This is a genomic window from Novosphingobium sp. TK71, from assembly GCF_055361505.1.
The window spans coordinates 480,476-496,967 of the sequence record NZ_CM143962.1 but is presented as its reverse complement, the minus strand read 5'-3'; the positions used below and the strand labels follow the sequence as shown (position 1 = coordinate 496,967).

The window sequence follows — 16,492 nt, the reverse complement described above, 5'->3', positions numbered from 1 at the left end:
CTGCGCAAGCGCTCTTTCCTCTCTCAGGTAAAGCAGATGTTCCGGTGATCTTCCAGCGACCGTCATGGCACCCTCAGAAGCTGGACGTCAGCACGAGGCTGACATCGCTGCCGGCTCGCAGTGCCTGCCCAAGGCCCGCCGCCCTTCTACCGGAATGCACGTCGAGCCCGAGCCAGGTCCGCGGCTCGCCCGAGCCGTTGAAAACGGCGACGCGGGCGGCAGCGTGAACACCCATGGCTGCCGCGGGCTCGCCGTTGGTCATGCGAAGGAGGTCGTTTTCGAGCGAACGCCCACCCCAGCCGCCCTGCCGGTAGATGCCGGCCGAAACCGACCAGTCGCGCCCATGATCCAGCGAAAGTTCCGCCGCCGCATATCCGGCGCGGGTCTTGGCCGGAAGCAGGATGCCGGAACCGCTTCGCCGGCTTACACGGCCGGCAACGCCGTTCAGCCGCAGAATACTGCTGTCTCCCAGCGAATGCCAGGCACTGAAGCTCATGTGCCGCCCCCGGAACCGCGCCCCGTCCGGATCGCCGGGAAGCTCTACCGGATCGAGCGAACGGATCGCCAGCAGGTCGAAACGCCAGCCCGCATCGCCGGAATCGTTTTCAAGGCGCATGACCTTCACCTGATCCGGCATGGACATATCGGACAGCGACCACTCGACGAGTTGCGGCAGATAGCGCGCGCCGCTCATGCCCCAGACCTTCTCGGTCCGCGCCTCGGCAATGTTCGGCCCCATCGCAAGCAATGCGCATGCAACGCCGGTCATCCTGGATCGCCTCATGGCTGGAGCTCCGTTCCCCGTCCCGAGCGGCGGGACCTTGGAGAGACTCCGGTGCGAGCCCGAACCCGCACCTGAAAATGCGTGATGCGGGAAATGCGGGTTCCCGGCGTCTAGGCGAGATCGAAGCTGGAGTTCTCCTGCGTGTCACGACTTGGTTTCATCACCCTTGCCATGGTTGCCGGTCTTTCCGCTTCCAACATCGCCCGCCCCCTTCCGGCCGCTGTCTACCAGCCGCGAGCCAAAGCTGCTTCGGGAGCGCCTGGCACACTTTCCGTCATGACCTACAATGTGAAGGGCCTGCCCTTCCCCGCCGCGCTGGGCCGCCCGGCCGCGCTGGAAAAGATCGCGGAGCAGCTTGGAAGCCTCAGGCTGAGCGGCCGCCAGCCGGATGTCGTGGCCTTGCAGGAAGCATTCGTCCCCGAAGCCAAGGCGATCGCCGCTCGCGCCGGTTACAAGTGGATCGCGATCGGACCGCAGCCCTCGGAAGCTCTCGGCAAGCCATCGGATCGCTCGGAAAGGCTGGCCTCCGCCAATCTTGCGAACGGCGCGTCGTGGACCAGGGGCGAGACCGAGGGCAAATGGGTGGACAGCGGCCTCGTCATCATGTCGGACTATCCGATTATCGCTGCAAGACGGATGGCCTTTCCCGCGTCCCTCTGCGCGGGTTTCGACTGTCTCGCCTCCAAGGGACTGCTGGTGGCCTGGGTCAGGGTTCCGGGGCAGGCGCAACCCGTCGCGGTTGCGAATACCCATCTCAACTCCCGCCGCGCCTCAGGCGTCTCGGTCGATCGGGCCAACCAGGCCTACAAGCTGCAACTGGCCGCTGCCTTCTCATTTATCCACGCCCAGGTTCCTGCGAGCCAGGCATTGGTTTTCGCCGGGGATTTCAATGTCGGCCACGACCCGGACCGCATCTCCGGAGCGAAAAGCCTGATCGGCGATGCACTGGGCACCGCTGAAGCCTCGTCCCGGCTGCCGGGTGCGGAAACGACCTTGCGGCCGGAACTTGCGGCAATCGTGAAGCGCGGCAAGGACAAGCAATATTACCGTTCCGGCACTGCCACGAAGCTCGCATTCGGGGCCATGGACGTACCGTTCGGCGCCCATCCCGGCGCCGACGCGCTTTCGGATCACATTGGCTATGTCGTCACTTATTGCTTCCACAGCAACGACTGCAAACAGCGATGAACCCGCAAGGTCGCGGCATCGACCTTCGGGCCGCCCGGGCAAAGTGCCCGAGCGGCCCTGTGAGGGTCAGAACTTCTTGCTGACGCCGAACTGGACGATACGCCCGATGCTGAAGGCGCTTCCCTGCGTGGTATCGAAGCCCAGACCGGCTGCCGAACGGAACTCGGGCGGCGACACATCGAACAGGTTCTGCACGTTCAGGGTGAACGACAGGTCGCTCCCCCACGCGGACTTGGACTTCACGTCATACTTGAAGAACAGGTTGATCGCATCGAAGGCCGAAACCCGGGTCTGGCCGAATTCGACCGTGCCCCGCTTGTATCCCGAGGTGTGGTTCCAGATGACCTGCGCGCGCAGCCCGCCGATCCGGGTTCCCAGCGTTCCCTGGATGCGGAACACCGGAGTGTTGAAGGCCAGATCGTCGGCGACAGGCAGCGAAGGCAAGGCGCGCGATTTCTGCGAAAGTCGGTAGTTCCCCGTGACGCTCGCATCGAAGGAAGCGAAGCGGGTATCGAGCACGTAGTTGGCCGAGAAATCCAGGCCGTCGAGCTTCGCGGTGCCCAGGTTCCTTGCACGGGTGTCCAGCGAGACCAGCACAGGCGAGTTCGTACCGCCCGAAGTGATGATCGCCTGACCGGTCGAGGTCGGGTTCGCCACCGTGAAGTTGAAGTTGGCCGGATCGAACTGCGTCAGATAGGCCGCCAGTTCCTGGCCGCTCGGGCGAACCGAATAGAGCTGCGGGAAGTTCGCATAGTAGTCGCTGAGGTCCGCTCCGGTTACCGGCCTCCCGATCGTTCCCGTGAGGTCAATGTTGTAATAGCTCGCGTTCAGCGTCAGCCCCGGCAGGAACGGCGGCTCGATCTCCGCGCCGACAGACCAGTTCGTCGCCTTCTGCGGCTGAATTCCGGGAGCGGTACCCGACACGAAGAGCCCGATTTCGCCGGGAGCGGCGGTTACGCCGGGCGGCGTGCGCAGGAATGCAGCGGGCACCGTGGCCACGGCAGAGGCCATGACGCCAAGCTGGTCCACCGGCGACGGAGCCGTGAAGGACTTGCCCCAGTTCCCCCGGATCGCGATCCATTCGACCGGGCGCAGGGTTGCGGCGAACTTCGGATTGAAGGTGTCGCCGAAGTCGTTGTACTTGTCGTAACGTGCCGAGGCCGAAAGCGTCAGTTCGTTGATGAACGACATGGCGTTTTCATCGCCGACGATCGGGATCGAAAGCTCGCCGAAGACCGAATCCACCTTCTGGGTGTAGCTCGTCGGGTCCTGCAACAGATACGTCGATGCATTCGTCGACCGCCTGTTGAAGTTGTCCTGCATGTGCTCGTAGCCGGCCGCCGCGCGCAGCGTGCCGCCAGGAAGCTCGAACAGCGGCCCGTTGACGATGGCCCTATAATCGAACAGTTCGTTCCGGCCGGTGCCTTTGTTGTAGCGAAGCAGGCCCGAAGCCACGCTGGGCGCTGTTGCAGCCACATCGTAGGGATTCAGCGTCCCCCCGGCCAGGGCGGCAGACTGTGCCGCCGCGCTGATCTGCGCATTCGAGAACGACGTCGTGGCAAGGCCATAGCTAAACAGCCCGCTGAATTCCCAATCGGAGCCCAGCTCGACCGAGATCGAGGGAGCAACCCGCCATGTTTCGAGGTCGGTATTCTGCGTGGACGAAGCGGTTCCGAACAGCGGGCTGTAGTCATACCGGACGACCTGGGGCAGCCCGTCATTGGCGTCGCCGGTCGGACGGTAGAAGGGAGAGCTTGCCGCGAGCGTGGCCTGACCCGCAGCGCCGGTGCCCAGCGCTCCCGTTCCCAGAGTCCCGCCGATCTGCTCGATCGAACGATTGGCATAAAGCGCGGTCACGTCGAAACGCACCCCGCCCGAGAGGCGCTGGTTGAGACGGGCGAACACGGTGTGCAAAGTCGTGGTCGGATAGATGGCGACAGGGTCGGAGAAATCGCAGGAATTGGGACCGCCGGCGGTGAGCCCGCCTCCCGAAGGCACATAGGAGGTCGTTCCGATGGTCACGTTGGGCGCCGCACAGTTGCGGCCGGTGGGTACACCGGTGTTCCAGTCGACCTGCTTCACCCAGTCCCGGTCGGCGCCAAAGACGCTGTCATGGTGGGAATAGCCGTAGGCCACATAGAAGCCACCCGAGCCCCAGTCCTTGCCGGCCATCCCGCTCGCCTCGACCGACTGGAAATCGTCACCGATCCCGTATCGCGCATCCATCTGGACGCCGTCGAAACGATCGCGCGACACGAAGTTTATCACGCCGCCGAGCGCATCCGAGCCATAGACGGCAGAACCGCCGTCCGTCATCGCCTCCACGCGCTGGATCACGCCCGGCGCGATGATGTCGGGATCGACGGCAACCTGCTGGATGCCCGCGCCAACCACGCGCTGGCCGTCGAACAGTACGAGCGTCTGGGCGCCGCCGCTGGTGTTCGCGCCGGGAAGGCTACGAAGGTTGGGACGATTGATCGGGTTGCTTCCATTGGCGCCCGGCTGCTGCGAAACGCCGGCCGGCAGTCCGTTGAAGAAGTTGCCGACCTGCGGAATGGAGCTGAGAACCTGGCTCGTCGTGGCAGCGCCGGTGGCCGCGATCTGTTCCGCGCTCATGTCGATGACATTGTTGCCGGCCGGGGCGATGCCGCGGATGAGAGTACCGATCACGACGATCGGTTCGCTGGTCACCTGGTCGGCAGCCGACTGGTCCTGCGCAGGCGGCGGCGCGTCGGCCTGGGCCATTGCCGCTGCCGGCATGACAGCGACCGAAGCCGCGCAGAGCGCGAGACGACCGACCGAACACTTGTAATTGATTGCCAATTCCTCATCCTCCCCTGGTACAATCAAACCCGTCGGCCTTTGCGGCCGATCGAGGCAACGAAACGCCTTGATCGAGACTTGCGGTTGCGCCTCCGCATTTCGGGATGGTCGGAATATCGGCTGCTTCTCAGGCAGCCCCGGCTTTCCCCCTTCCATTCGCCGCCATGCCCGTGAAGGCCGGCAGCGTGTCCCGTCTTTTTGTGTAACGGTTCATGCGCCAACTTGGCGGCGTTTGGCTTGACCTATCCGGACAGCCTCTCGCGCCGGCACAACTCGTCCTTCAATCCGGTGGGCGATTTGCCGAACCAGCGCCGGCAGCTCCGCGAGAAGATGGACTGTTCCGCAAAGCCCAGCTTTTCCGAAATGCCCCGAAAATCGAGGTCCGTCCGCTCCAGGTAGTAACAGGTCAATTCGCGCCGGACGCTGTCCTTTACCTGTTGGAAACCAAGGCCTTCCTCGCGAAGCCGGCGGCGGAGCGTGCGGGCGTGAAGATTGAGCGCATGGGCCACGCTGTCCGTCGAACTGTCTCCCAGGGCGAGCGATCGCAGCACCAGTCCGCGAACTTCCGCATCGACGGGAAGCTGGCGCTTGGGGAAATGCTCCTCAAGGTAGCGCAGCATGTCCCGATAGACATATTCGTCCTGGCTGAGGATGGGCCGTGTCAGGTCTTCCTCGAAGAACACAAGACCGTCGGCCGGCTCCCCGAACAGCACCTCGCAGCCGAAATTCCGGCGATAGGCGGAGCGCGTGGATACCGGTTCGTGGCGGAAGCAAACGCGCCGCGCCCGCGATAGGCCGCCCGTCATTTCCATCGCTTCGAGATGCCCGATCAGCAGGACCTGCTCGATGGCCTGCGCGCGATTTGCCGTGTCGCCAAGCAGCAGTTCATGGCCCGCGAAGGTGGCCGAGGGCTCCGCATGGGCGCTGAGCCAGACCCGCACGGCCCGGCTGTGTGCCCCGCTGTGCTCGCAGGCGGACCGCACTGCATCGCCGAACGTTCTGGAATTGCGCATTACGTTGCCGAGAGGGCCGAAAACCGCTCCCCCGCGCTGGCGAAGCGCAAGTCGCATGCCCAGATCCGGGCAATCCAGCCTCCTCGCCGCCGTGTCGAGCAAGCGGATCGCCTGCCGATAAGTCAGCCTTCCGGAACCTTCCGAAAAATCCCGAGGCACAATCTCCACTTCCTCGAGTAGCGCGGGGAGATCGCCTCCCAGTTCGCCGAAAAGCGCCGTGAAGTGCCGCAACAGCGGGGTGTTCAGCCGCTCGAAGTCCGCTTCGCTCACGGCAGCCGTTCAGCTTGGAAGCACGGCTGCACCGGCCGTCATGCGATGGCGCCGCATGCCTTGAGCTCCTCTATCCGGTCCCACGGCAGCCCGATCTCCATCAGCACCAGTTCGGTATGTTCGGAAGCCTGCGGAGCCCGGATCGTGTCGACGGGAGCATGATCGAACTGCACCGGCCCTCGAACGAGCTTGATGGGATCGCCGCCGTCCATGGCCTCGACCTCGAAGAGCATGTCGTTGGCCAGCGCCTGCTCGTCATGCGCGAGGTCCAGCAGGCTCTGGTAGGGCGCCCATTGGCCCGTGTAGGTCTTCAGATGCTCGCGCCAGTAGGCGAACGGCATGGCATTGAACCGGGCGTTGATGATCTCGCCGGCGGCCTCCCAGTTTTCAAGCAGCTTTTCCGCCGTCGAGAAGCGGGGATCGTCCGCGGCTTCCGGCACGCCGACATGTTCGAACAGGCTGCGGATATGCGGGCCCGGAATGAGCGTGCACAAATTGATGGTCCCGCCGTCGGACGTGGCGAAGTTACCCATGAAGGGATTGCCCGGATTGGAACCCGAACGCGGCATTCCGACACGCATCGCCCGCTTGTTCTCAAGCTGGATATCGAGCGCGCTGCCCGCCGACCACCAGGCGGTGGACAGCAGTGAGACGTCGATTTCGCTGGGCTTGCCGGTTCGCTCCCGATGGAACAGCGCACCGGCGATCCCGCCGGCGAGATTCATGCCGCCCGTGGAATCGCCAAAGGCCGGAATGCCCTGGGACAGCGGCCCCTCAAGCTCTCCCGGGCTCATCGACCAGCCCACCCCGCTTCGGGTCCAGAACGCGGTGCCGTCAAAACCGCCGACGTCGCGCTCCGGGCCCTTGTCGCCATAGGCGCTGCCACGGGCGTAGATGATATCGGGATTGGCCGCGCGAATGTGCTCGATATCGATTTTCAGCTTCTGCCGCAGATAGGGCAGATAATTGGTCAGGAAGACGTCGCAGCTTCGGGCCAGTTCGTAGATGACCTCCTGCCCTTCAGGCGTCGAGATGTCGACGCCGACCGAACGCTTGCCCCGATTGGGATGCTCCATCATCGTATGGCGCAGCGGGTTGATCTTCATCCCCCCCATGTTGATGAAGCCGCGCATCGCATCCCCGCGCGTGGGATGTTCGATCTTGATGACATCCGCGCCCCAGTCGGCGAGAATGGCCCCGCCTGCCGGCACGAACGTGTGCTGGGCAACTTCGAGGACGCGAATGCCCTCCATCACTTTAGTCATGCCGGGCATCCTTCCAGATCTAGCGGTCGCGGAGCCCGCGCCAGGGTCAAAAGCAGGAACGCGCCCACCAGTACCGCAGTACCGGCAATCACCAGGAAGGTGCTGTAGCCGCCGGTCCGTGCCAGAATGATGCTCAGCCCCACGGCGCCGATCGCAGCGGAAGCCGACATCGTCGCGGTCATCAGCCCCATGACGGAACCATAGATCCGAATGGGGAAGCACAGCGCCACGAGGAAGGCGATGATGTCGCCCTCGGCACCGAATGCGAAGCCCAGGAAGAAGACCGCCCCCGTCAACACCGCGGGGGCATCAAGGCTTGAGGCGATGATGAACAGTCCAAGGCTCGGCAGGGCAAGGGTAAAGAACGAGATCGCGAACGGATTGAACCGGTCCAGCGCAACACCGGTGATCAGGCGGCCCGCAAGCATCCCGATGGACAGCGCGCTGATCATCACCGACGCCCCGCGACCTGTCACGCCGTTGTCGAGCAGCACGAGCTTGAGCTGCGTCAGCATGATGACCTGGGGAATGTTGCAAAGAAGCATGGCCGCCAGCAGGATCCAGAACGCGGGTGCACGAAAGATCGCCGGATAATCCTCGCGCGCAGGCCGCCGGGGCGCGCGCGCACCTGCCTGCCGGTCCGCTTCCGCGGGAATGAGGAGGAATGTGATCGTGCCCGCCACCACGGCGAAGATCGCCAGCAACTGATAAGCGGCGCGCCACCCGTTCGCCTCGACGTAAGCGTTGAGCAGGGGGCCGCCGATCGCACTCACGAGCGCGGGACCGGATGCCACGATGGCAAGGGCGGCCCCCCTTGCGGCGGAAATGCACTGGACCGGCAACCGGGTATACACGGTCGAGGTCGTGGTAAGGCACACCACGCTGTGGATCAGGAAGATCACGATATAGGTCTGTAGAGAGCCGCCCATCAGGCTGTATGCCAGATACATCAGCGGCAGCGTCACCTGCCCGATAAGCGCCGTCCACCGGACACCGAGAACGTCGGCGATCCGGCCTATGAACGGAAATGCCAGGGAACTGACGATCCCGAGGCTTCCCACCATCGCGAAGTCCGCCTTGCTCCACCCGTTGGCGGCGATCATGCTGGGCGCGATCGCGCTGGTGACGGTTCCCGCCAGCGACATACCCGTGCCCACGCCGACCGTTGCGGCAAGCAACGGTCGCCAATTCGATCTCAACTCCGCAAGATACGTCACCGTGGCTCCTTCCCGTTCGTGCCTGATGGCAATTGTTCTGGTTCCCGGGCAGTCCCCGACCGGCAGTTCGAGCAGACGACATCGCCTGTCCATCGCTGCTGCCGGTTCGGGACATGCCAGGCGTGGTTCACGTCACATCCGCAAAGAACCGGCACCTTTGCGAACATATTCCGCACCCGGCATCCCTGCGTTCGAAGGCCCCGGCCGCCATGCCACGAAAGCGTCTTGCGCGTTCGAAACCGCCGCGGGCTTTCGCCCATGGCTTTTCGAAAGGCGGTCGAAAATGCGCCGGAATCGGTGAGGCATGACGTGGCCGTCAGCCTGCGCGGACTGCGCCTTCAGGGGGCTGTACCCGCTGTTTTGAGCATCGTGCGATCTAGCCCACATCCCAGCTTACGCGCCCCTGCGGGCAGCGTTCCTCTCACATTTCTCTTGTCTGCGCTGGATAGCCCGATCGCCGGCAGGACGCCAATTTGCGGAGGTCGAATCCGGCCCGGCGATACGCGAGGGGCTCCGCCCGCCCCCCTTGTCAGGTCGGCAGATAGCCGATCCGGCCTGCCCGTTCCTCCTCGTGGAGCGCGGCGAGGTCCAGTTCGAAGGCGATGTCGCCCTCGGGCATCTGGACGCGGGGATTGCCCGTCCAGTAGATCACCCGGCAGCTCCGCCGGGCGATGCGCCAGCCGTTTTCGGTGCGGACCAGTTCATCGTCGTAGTAGCCGCTGCCGTCCCACACCGGCGGCTCTCCAGCGGCATGACGGATGAGCCGCCACTGGCCATATGTTACTGTAAAAGCTCTATCTTCCTCCACTCGAACGAGGTGATTGCTCATCACATGCTGGGTTGCATCGAACATTTCGTGAAAGGCACCGAAAGCATGCTGAAAGGCACCTAGGTCGTTCCAGCACGAACCGGGCCCGTAATCGACCGCACAGTCCGCCGTGAACACCCGCCCGAACAGATCCCAGCGCCGGGTGTCCATGGCGAGACCGTAGAGATTGAGCACTTCGACGATGTCCTCACGGTCCGCCATGGTCGTCCTCCCGGTCAGAGCGGCAACGATACCGTCGCGGTGCCCTTGAGGATGGTGGCGCCGTCCTGCGTGGTCATCCGCGTCTCGACCGTGACCACCGGCATCCCGAATTCGGAGGTCTCCTGCCTGTCGATCACGGCGGCATCCACGTAAGTCACGTCCCCTTCGAAAGCGGGGCTGCGGAACTGGGTCTTCGAGTGCCAGATATAGCCTTCGTGCCCGGCCCAGTAGGCCACCGTATCGAGGTGCCAGGCATTCATCGACGAGCCGTAGCCATAAGCACCGCCCATGCCGACTTTCTCGGCCTTCTCGGGATTGATGTGCCCGGAGCTGGGCCCGTGGAACAGGCCGTCACCCTGGCGCGGATCGATCTTGCGGGCTTCGAAGTCGTAGCTCATGTCGCCGCCGAAGCCTGCGTCTTCCTGGGCGGGATCGTGCACGCCTTCAGGTGCGTTCCAGCGCCAGGTGCCCCAGATGTTCTGCCGGTGCGCACGGCATTCGAGCGCGAAAGTCACGCGGCTGTGCGGCCCGATCGCCCGGCGCGGCAAAGTATCGCCCACCTTGACCGTGCTCCAGCGCGGCGAGATGCCTTCGCGGCCCGACCTGATCCAGTCCAGCCGCACTTTCGCCACTTCGTCCAGTTCCTCCCTTGTCCAGGACCTGGGCGCGCGATTCTCCTTGTCGTAGACTTTCCGCTTGTTCGCCTCCTCCACGAGGTAGCGGATCGAGGTCGCCCGCTCCTTGGCGACGAGCGCGCCGTGCTGGTTGCGGTGGACCGTATCGCCATCGGCGAACATCGTCGGCCCGGCAAAGCCTGTTTCGGCAATGCGATAGCCCGCGAAGCTGCGCTCCTGCACGAGCTTGTCGCCGGGGCGGACGGGATTGCCGTAGAACCACCATTCCTCCCCTGCGAAGATCAGGTGCGATCCCGGAATCCGGCCGACGCAGGAAGGATGGCAGCCGTGGCCGTAGTCCATGGCGACGGTGAAGCTCTGCGGGGCGACGATACCGCCGAAGCGGCTGGCCCGCGCGAAATTCTCGTCCCAGTGCAGGGGATTGGCGTAATCCATCGCCTGTGCCCAGCGGCGGATGTCCGTGGCGTTGCACGGGTCCCAGAACTCGGCGAAGATCACCGGCTTGCCGACCCACCGATCGACATCGCTGGTGTCGAGGAACACATCGCCTTCGGCCATTTCTCTCTCCGATCTCTCGCGGCCTGCCCTTTGCGGCAGTGCCGAACCCGTCCCGTCCGATCTTCACCCGCGACGCGGCGGGCGCCTGTCCGTAGGTGCAGCCGCATCGGCAGTGGACGCAAGGCGCCGCCGCGCCGCGCCCATCAAGTGCGCAGGGGCGATACTTGCGCGCCGACCGCATTCGATCGCACCTTTCCGGCCGCGAATTGCGCTAGCCCTTGGGCCAAACACGAATCAAACCCGCTCGGGAGAGCCTGCTTCATGAAGATCGACAATACCCTCGCCGCAGTCGTCACCGGCGGCGCTTCGGGCCTCGGCCGCGCCAGCGCACAGGCCCTTGCCGATGCCGGCGTGAAAGTGGCCGTGTTCGACATCAGCGAGGAAGCGGGCGAAGCTTTCGCGGCCGAGATCGGCGGCGTGTTCTGCAAGGTGAACATCCTTGACGAGGAAAGCGTGGAAGCCGGCTTCGCCAGGGCCCGCGCCGCTCACGGGCAGGAACGGATCGTCGTCCACTGCGCCGTCGTGGCCGGCGGCGGCAAGACCGTCTCGTTCGACAAGACCACCGGCGGCTACAAGCGCGCCGCCACCGAGCAGATCGCCAGAACGGCCGAAGGCGTGTTCACCGCGTCCTACCGCGTCGCCTCGATCGCCGCGCTGGGCATGGCGGGCGCCGACCCGCTCAATGACGACGGCGAACGCGGCTGCATCGTGTTCACCTCGTCGGCCGCATCGCAGGACGGACAGGTCGGGCAAGTCGCTTACGGCGGCGCCAAGGGCGCGGTGAATGCCATGGTCCTGCCGATGGCCCGCGATCTCATGGACCTCGGCATCCGGGTGAACGCCATCCTTCCCGGCACTTTCGCCACGCCGCCGATGCTGCGGGTCAAGGAAATGAACGAGGCGGTCTACGATGGCCTCGGCAAGGCCGTGCCCTTCCCCAAGCGGCTCGGCAATCCCGAGGAATTCGCCTCGCTGGTGATGGAACTGGCCCGCAACACCTATTTCAACGGCCAGTGCATCCGTCTTGACGGCGGCATCCGCATGCCGCCGAAATGACCGCTTCCGCTTGAGAATCGTCGAACGAGCCTCCAGAGCGGCCATCCGGTCGGTAAGGGGGCCCAGCGACAATGCAGAACGTCATCGATTTCGTGATGGAGCTGGACCGGCTCAAGGCCGTCACCCGCAAGGTGAAGCCCATCGGCCTCGACCGTTACGAGAATTCGGCCGAGCATAGCTGGCAGATCGCGCTCTTCGCCGTGGCGCTCGCACCCCATGCCTCGGGAACGCCGGACATCTCGCGGGTCATGGCGATGCTGCTGGTCCACGATATCGGCGAGATCGAGACCGGCGATGTCATGGTGTTCTTCGAGGAAGGCCTGGCGGACCGCAAGGCGGCCGAGCGCGCGGCCATCGACCGGATCTTCGGCATCCTGCCCGATGCCGAGGCGGATTACCTGCGCGGCCTCTGGACCGAGTTCGAGGAAGAACGGACCGACGAGGCCCGCTTCGCCCATGCCATCGACCGTGCGATGCCCGCCCTGCTCAACTTGCGCAACGAGGGGCAGAGCTGGCGCGAGAACGGGATCAGCCACGAGCGGGTGGTGAAGCGCCTGAAGCCGCAGATCAGCCGCGGCGCGCCCGCGCTGTGGGACTATCTCGAAGCGGAACTGGAGACGGCGCGGGCCAGGGGCTACTTCGGGGCGTGAGGCCGCCCGGCTGCCCGCCACCTTCGCGTTTTCTTCCTTCCCCTCCCGATACCCGCCTTGACAGCGCCGCGCGCGCAGGCCCAATCGACGATCGATGCGACGTCCCGCCGTTAACGCCCTGAAAGCCCTGGTCATCCGCCAGCGGCAGCGCATGCGCGAAAGCGAACTGGCGTTCATCGTGCTGGCCGTTCTGGCCGGGATCGCGGCTGGCTGGCTGACCAACCTGCAAGGGTTCCTCGCCCACGCCCTCCAGCAGCTCTTCTACGGCGTCACCGGCAACCGGCTGAGCGCGATCGGCGAAATCCGCCATCCCTGGCGCCTGCTGGCACTCCCCTTCGGCGGACTCGTGCTGATCGGCATCGGCTATCTGCTGCGCCGCCGCCGCCGCGCGCCGATCGACGTGGTGGAGGCCAATGCCCTGCACAGCGGCCGGATTCCCTTCATCGACAATCTCATCATCTCGGCACAGACGATCATCTCGAACGGCGCCGGGGCATCGGTCGGGCTGGAGGCGGCCTATGCGCAGATGGGCGGCGGCGTGGCCTCGGTGCTGGGCCAGTGGTTCAAGCTGCGCCGCGCCGACATGCGGACGCTGGTGGGCGCGGGCGCGGGCGCGGCCGTGGGCGCCGCCTTCGGCGCACCGCTGGCGGGCGCCTTCTATGCCTTCGAAATCGTGATCGGCACTTATACCCCCGCCGCCATCGCCCCGGTCATCGCCGCCGCCCTCGGCGCTGCGTTCATCACGCGCCAGCTCGGCGTGGAACCCTACCTGATCGCCGCATCGAGCACGCATGAGCTGACCACGGGGGACTATTTCATCTATGCCGTGCTCGGGCTGGTCTGCGCCCTGGTGGGCATCCTCGTGATGCGGCTGGTGACGTTTACCGAGCTTCACGTCCAGCGCTTCACCCGCTTCACGCGCTGGAAACCGCTGGTTGGCGGACTGCTGCTGATGCCGCTCGCATGGGTATCGCCGCAATCGCTTTCGGCGGGGCACGGGGCGATGCATCTCAATCTCGTGATGCAGCCGGCGATCCAGTTCCTGCTCGTGGTTCTCGCGCTCAAGATCGCCGCCTCGGTGATCTCGCTCAGCTTCGGCTTTCGCGGCGGCCTGTTCTTCGCCTCGCTGTTCCTGGGATCGCTGGTCGGCCTGATCTTCGCCGCCGCCGTGCAGATGCTGCCGCTGGGCATCGAACTGGACCCCACCCAAGCCGCCCTCGTCGGCATGAGCGCGCTGGCCGTCTCCATCGTCGGCGGCCCGATGACGCTGGCGATGCTCATGCTGGAAACCACGCACGACTTCGCGCTGATGGGCGTGGTGCTGACCGCCTCGCTCGTATCCAGCGCCTTCACGCGCGAGATGTTCGGCTATTCGTTCTCCACCTGGCGCCTGCACATTCGCGGCTCGATCATCCGTTCCCCGCGCGATATCGGCTGGATGCTCAGCCTCACCGCCGGACGCATCATGCGCAAGGACTGGATCTCGGTGCCCGCAACCCTTTCCATCGCCGATTTCCGCGCCCGCGTGCCGCTCGGCTCGGCCAGCAAGGCGATCCTGCTGGACGAGGAGGAACACTATGCCGGGATCGTCACCACCTCCGCCGCCTACAACCCCGAACTGGCGCAGGACAGCGCGGTGGGCGGGCTGGCGACGCTGAAGGGCACCACGCTTTCCCCCACCACCGACATCCGCGCGATGATCAAGGCCTTCGACGTGGCCGTGGCCGACGAACTGGCGGTGGTGGACGGTATCGGCAATGTCGTCGGCGTCGTGACCGAACGCCACGCGCGCCGCCGCTACTTCGAGGAGATCGAGGCCTCGCAGCGGGAACTGTTCGGCGAAAGCTGAAGCAGGAGGAATGCAGGGGCCATCGCCCCCGCACCCCCGGACCTGCTCCTAGTCCCTAGCCACCGGCAGCCACACGGCGCTGGCCGCATCGCCGCCATAAGTCACCGTCTCGGTCGCCTTCACATAGTCGCTCGCCCTGGCCTCCATGATCGAGGGCACCCAGGACTGCGGGTTGCGGTCATAGAGCGGGAACAGGCTGGACTGCACCTGCACCATGATCCGGTGGCCCGGCAGGAACACGTGATCGACGTTCGGCAGTGACCACTGGAAGGTATAGCCCTTGCCCGGCTCAAGCGGCTGCGGCTTGTCGAAGCCGTGGACGTAGCGGCCGCGGAAGATCTCGATGCCGATGCCGAGCTGGTAGCCAGCCAGTTCCGGATTGGCCGAGTTTTCCTGCGGATAGACGTCGATCAGCTTGACCACGTAGTCGCTGTCCCGCCCGCTGGTGGAGGCGTGCAGCTCCACCTTGGGCGCACCCTTGATGTGGACCGCCTTGTCCAGCGTGCCGGTGGTATAGCTCAGCACGTCCGGACGGCCGTCAACGAAGCGCTGGTCGTGGACGAGCCAGGTCTTCCACTCCTCGCCCTGCATGTGCACCGGGCGCGGCAGCATCGGCACCGGCTTGGCGGGGTCGGAGACGTAGCTGTCGCTGCCCGCCACCGGCTTGCTCCACGAGAGGCCGTAGTTCCCCGCAAGGTAGAGCGGCGTGTAATCGCCCGCCGGCCACTTCTGCGACACTTCCCAGCCGCCCTTGTCGCCCTTGGCGCCGGTGGCATAGGTGATCACCGGCGGCGTGTTGCAGGCCGGCGCCACGGTTTTCAGGTGACAGTCGAGGAAGGGCTTCATGTAGCGCTGGCGGAACTGGCCGCCGGTATCGCCTTCCCACTTGAGCGGACCAAGCTCACGCGCTTCGTAGTTGACCTGGGAGTGGCGCCAGGGGCCGATGGCAAGGCTCACCATGTCGTCCGGCGTGCCGTTCGCCTTGAGCGCCTGGTAGACCGCCGGGGCGCCGTAGCTGTCCTCTTGGTCCCACTGTCCCACCACGAGCATGGTCGGCACCGTCAGCTTGCGCGCGCCGAGCAGCTTGTCCACCGCCTGCCCCTGCCACCACGCATCGTAGCCGGGATGCTCCAGCACCTTGCGCACCACCGGCAGGTCGATGAGGCCGTATGCCTTGGCATATTCCATGGCCGAACCGGCATCGAGATAGGCCTGGTACTCGTCCCCCGTGCCCTTGGGCACCGCGCCGCCGCCCTTCTTGACCGTCTGGCCAAGGTCGTAGTCGAACCCGAACATGCGGAAGGCGCCGTTGTGGAACCAGTCGTCGCCCATCCAGCCGTCCACCATCGGGCTCTGCGGCACGGCGGCCTTGAGCGCGGGGTGCGGATCGATCAGCGCCATGAGCGAGGTGAAGCCGAGATAGGACGAGCCGGTAATGCCGACCTTGCCGTTGCTCTCCTTCACGTTCCTCACCAGCCAGTCGATGGTGTCGTAAGCGTCGGTGGCGTGATCGACCTTGGTCTTGTTGAGGGGGCCTCGCAGCGGCCGGTTCATCACGTAGTCGCCTTCGGAACCGTCAAGCCCGCGCACGTCCTGATAGACCCGGATATAACCGTCGTTGACGAAATCCGCGTCCATGACGGGCAGGATTTCCTCGATCTTCTGGCTGCGGTTGCGGCTGGTCATGCCGCCGGCGTTGTAGGGCGTGCGGCTGAGCAGGATCGGACCGTCCTTCGTGCCCTTGCGCATGACGATGACGGTGAAGAGCTTCTTGCCGTCCCGCATGGGAATCATCACCTCGCGGCGGATGTAGTCCGCCTGCGGGCGTACCCAGTCGTACGATTCGACCTGCTCGTTCATCATGGTGTCGGTGGGCGCGCGGGCGCTGTCCTGTGCGGAAAGCTGGGCGGCGGCGAGTGCAAGCGGCGCGGCTGCAAGGCACGCGGCGATCCGAAGGCTTTTTGTCATGGGCCCGATTGGTGGCCCGTGCATTTCCGGCGGTCAAGCGTGAAGACGAGCGGCCGCGCGAAACAGCAGCGCCGGGCCTGCCCTGCCCCCGCCTTGCGCGCCCGGCCGCGAGGTGCAGGCGCGCGCGCGACAGTTTCGGCAAGAACTGCAACAGCCCATGAAACAAGGCTATCCAATTGAATTAAA

The 16,492-nt window shown here is 65.2% G+C and carries 12 protein-coding genes; 4 read left to right on the top strand and 8 right to left on the bottom strand.

Going from position 1 to position 16,492, the window contains the following annotated elements; genetic code table 11:
* Positions 1-73 precede the first annotated feature (73 nt).
* Positions 74-769: a hypothetical protein gene (locus tag ACXJ16_RS02185; protein ID WP_443477900.1), complete on the bottom strand. Its 696-nt coding sequence runs from the start codon at positions 767-769 to the stop codon at positions 74-76.
* 156 nt (positions 770-925) lie between these two features.
* Here ACXJ16_RS02185 and ACXJ16_RS02180 point away from each other — a divergent pair, with 156 nt between their 5' ends.
* Positions 926-1,972, top strand: coding sequence for an endonuclease/exonuclease/phosphatase family protein (locus ACXJ16_RS02180; protein ID WP_454797454.1), 1,047 nt, complete (start codon positions 926-928; stop codon positions 1,970-1,972).
* A 66-nt stretch (positions 1,973-2,038) separates the two neighbouring features.
* On the opposite strand, the gene ACXJ16_RS02175 is transcribed toward ACXJ16_RS02180, so the two are convergent.
* The 6 genes from ACXJ16_RS02175 to ACXJ16_RS02150 form a co-directional block, all read right to left on the bottom strand.
* On the bottom strand, positions 2,039-4,795 hold the full coding sequence (locus ACXJ16_RS02175; protein ID WP_463921127.1) for a TonB-dependent receptor domain-containing protein: 2,757 nt from the start codon (positions 4,793-4,795) through the stop codon (positions 2,039-2,041).
* Positions 4,796-5,037: 242 nt separating this feature from the next.
* Positions 5,038-6,078: an AraC family transcriptional regulator gene (locus ACXJ16_RS02170; protein ID WP_463921126.1), complete on the bottom strand. Its 1,041-nt coding sequence runs from the start codon at positions 6,076-6,078 to the stop codon at positions 5,038-5,040.
* Between the two features lie 38 nt (positions 6,079-6,116).
* A complete protein-coding gene (locus ACXJ16_RS02165) occupies positions 6,117-7,343 on the bottom strand; it encodes a CaiB/BaiF CoA transferase family protein (RefSeq protein WP_324696074.1) in 1,227 nt (408 codons plus the stop codon).
* Positions 7,340-8,521: an MFS transporter gene (locus ACXJ16_RS02160; protein ID WP_443477901.1), complete on the bottom strand. Its 1,182-nt coding sequence runs from the start codon at positions 8,519-8,521 to the stop codon at positions 7,340-7,342. Before ACXJ16_RS02160 ends, ACXJ16_RS02165 begins: the two co-directional genes overlap by 4 nt.
* 568 nt (positions 8,522-9,089) lie before the next feature.
* Complete coding sequence (locus ACXJ16_RS02155; protein ID WP_463921124.1) at positions 9,090-9,590, bottom strand: nuclear transport factor 2 family protein; 501 nt, start codon at positions 9,588-9,590, stop codon at positions 9,090-9,092.
* Positions 9,591-9,604: 14 nt separating this feature from the next.
* On the bottom strand, positions 9,605-10,783 hold the full coding sequence (locus tag ACXJ16_RS02150) for an FAS1-like dehydratase domain-containing protein (protein ID WP_463921123.1): 1,179 nt from the start codon (positions 10,781-10,783) through the stop codon (positions 9,605-9,607).
* 261 nt (positions 10,784-11,044) lie between these two features.
* Here ACXJ16_RS02150 and ACXJ16_RS02145 point away from each other — a divergent pair, with 261 nt between their 5' ends.
* The 3 genes from ACXJ16_RS02145 (at position 11,045) to ACXJ16_RS02135 (ending at position 14,338) form a co-directional block, all read left to right on the top strand.
* Positions 11,045-11,839 carry an SDR family oxidoreductase gene (locus tag ACXJ16_RS02145; protein ID WP_324696083.1) on the top strand — a complete coding sequence of 265 codons (795 nt, stop codon included), beginning with the start codon at positions 11,045-11,047 and terminating at the stop codon, positions 11,837-11,839.
* 71 nt (positions 11,840-11,910) lie between these two features.
* Positions 11,911-12,489, top strand: coding sequence for an HD domain-containing protein (locus tag ACXJ16_RS02140; protein WP_463921121.1), 579 nt, complete (start codon positions 11,911-11,913; stop codon positions 12,487-12,489).
* Positions 12,490-12,583: 94 nt separating this feature from the next.
* Positions 12,584-14,338 carry a chloride channel protein gene (locus tag ACXJ16_RS02135; RefSeq protein ID WP_054440515.1) on the top strand — a complete coding sequence of 585 codons (1,755 nt, stop codon included), beginning with the start codon at positions 12,584-12,586 and terminating at the stop codon, positions 14,336-14,338.
* Positions 14,339-14,386: 48 nt separating this feature from the next.
* Here the strand turns inward: ACXJ16_RS02135 and ACXJ16_RS02130 are convergent, their stop codons facing one another.
* Positions 14,387-16,306: a CocE/NonD family hydrolase gene (locus tag ACXJ16_RS02130; RefSeq protein ID WP_463921119.1), complete on the bottom strand. Its 1,920-nt coding sequence runs from the start codon at positions 16,304-16,306 to the stop codon at positions 14,387-14,389.
* Between the last annotated feature and the right edge of the window lie 186 nt (positions 16,307-16,492).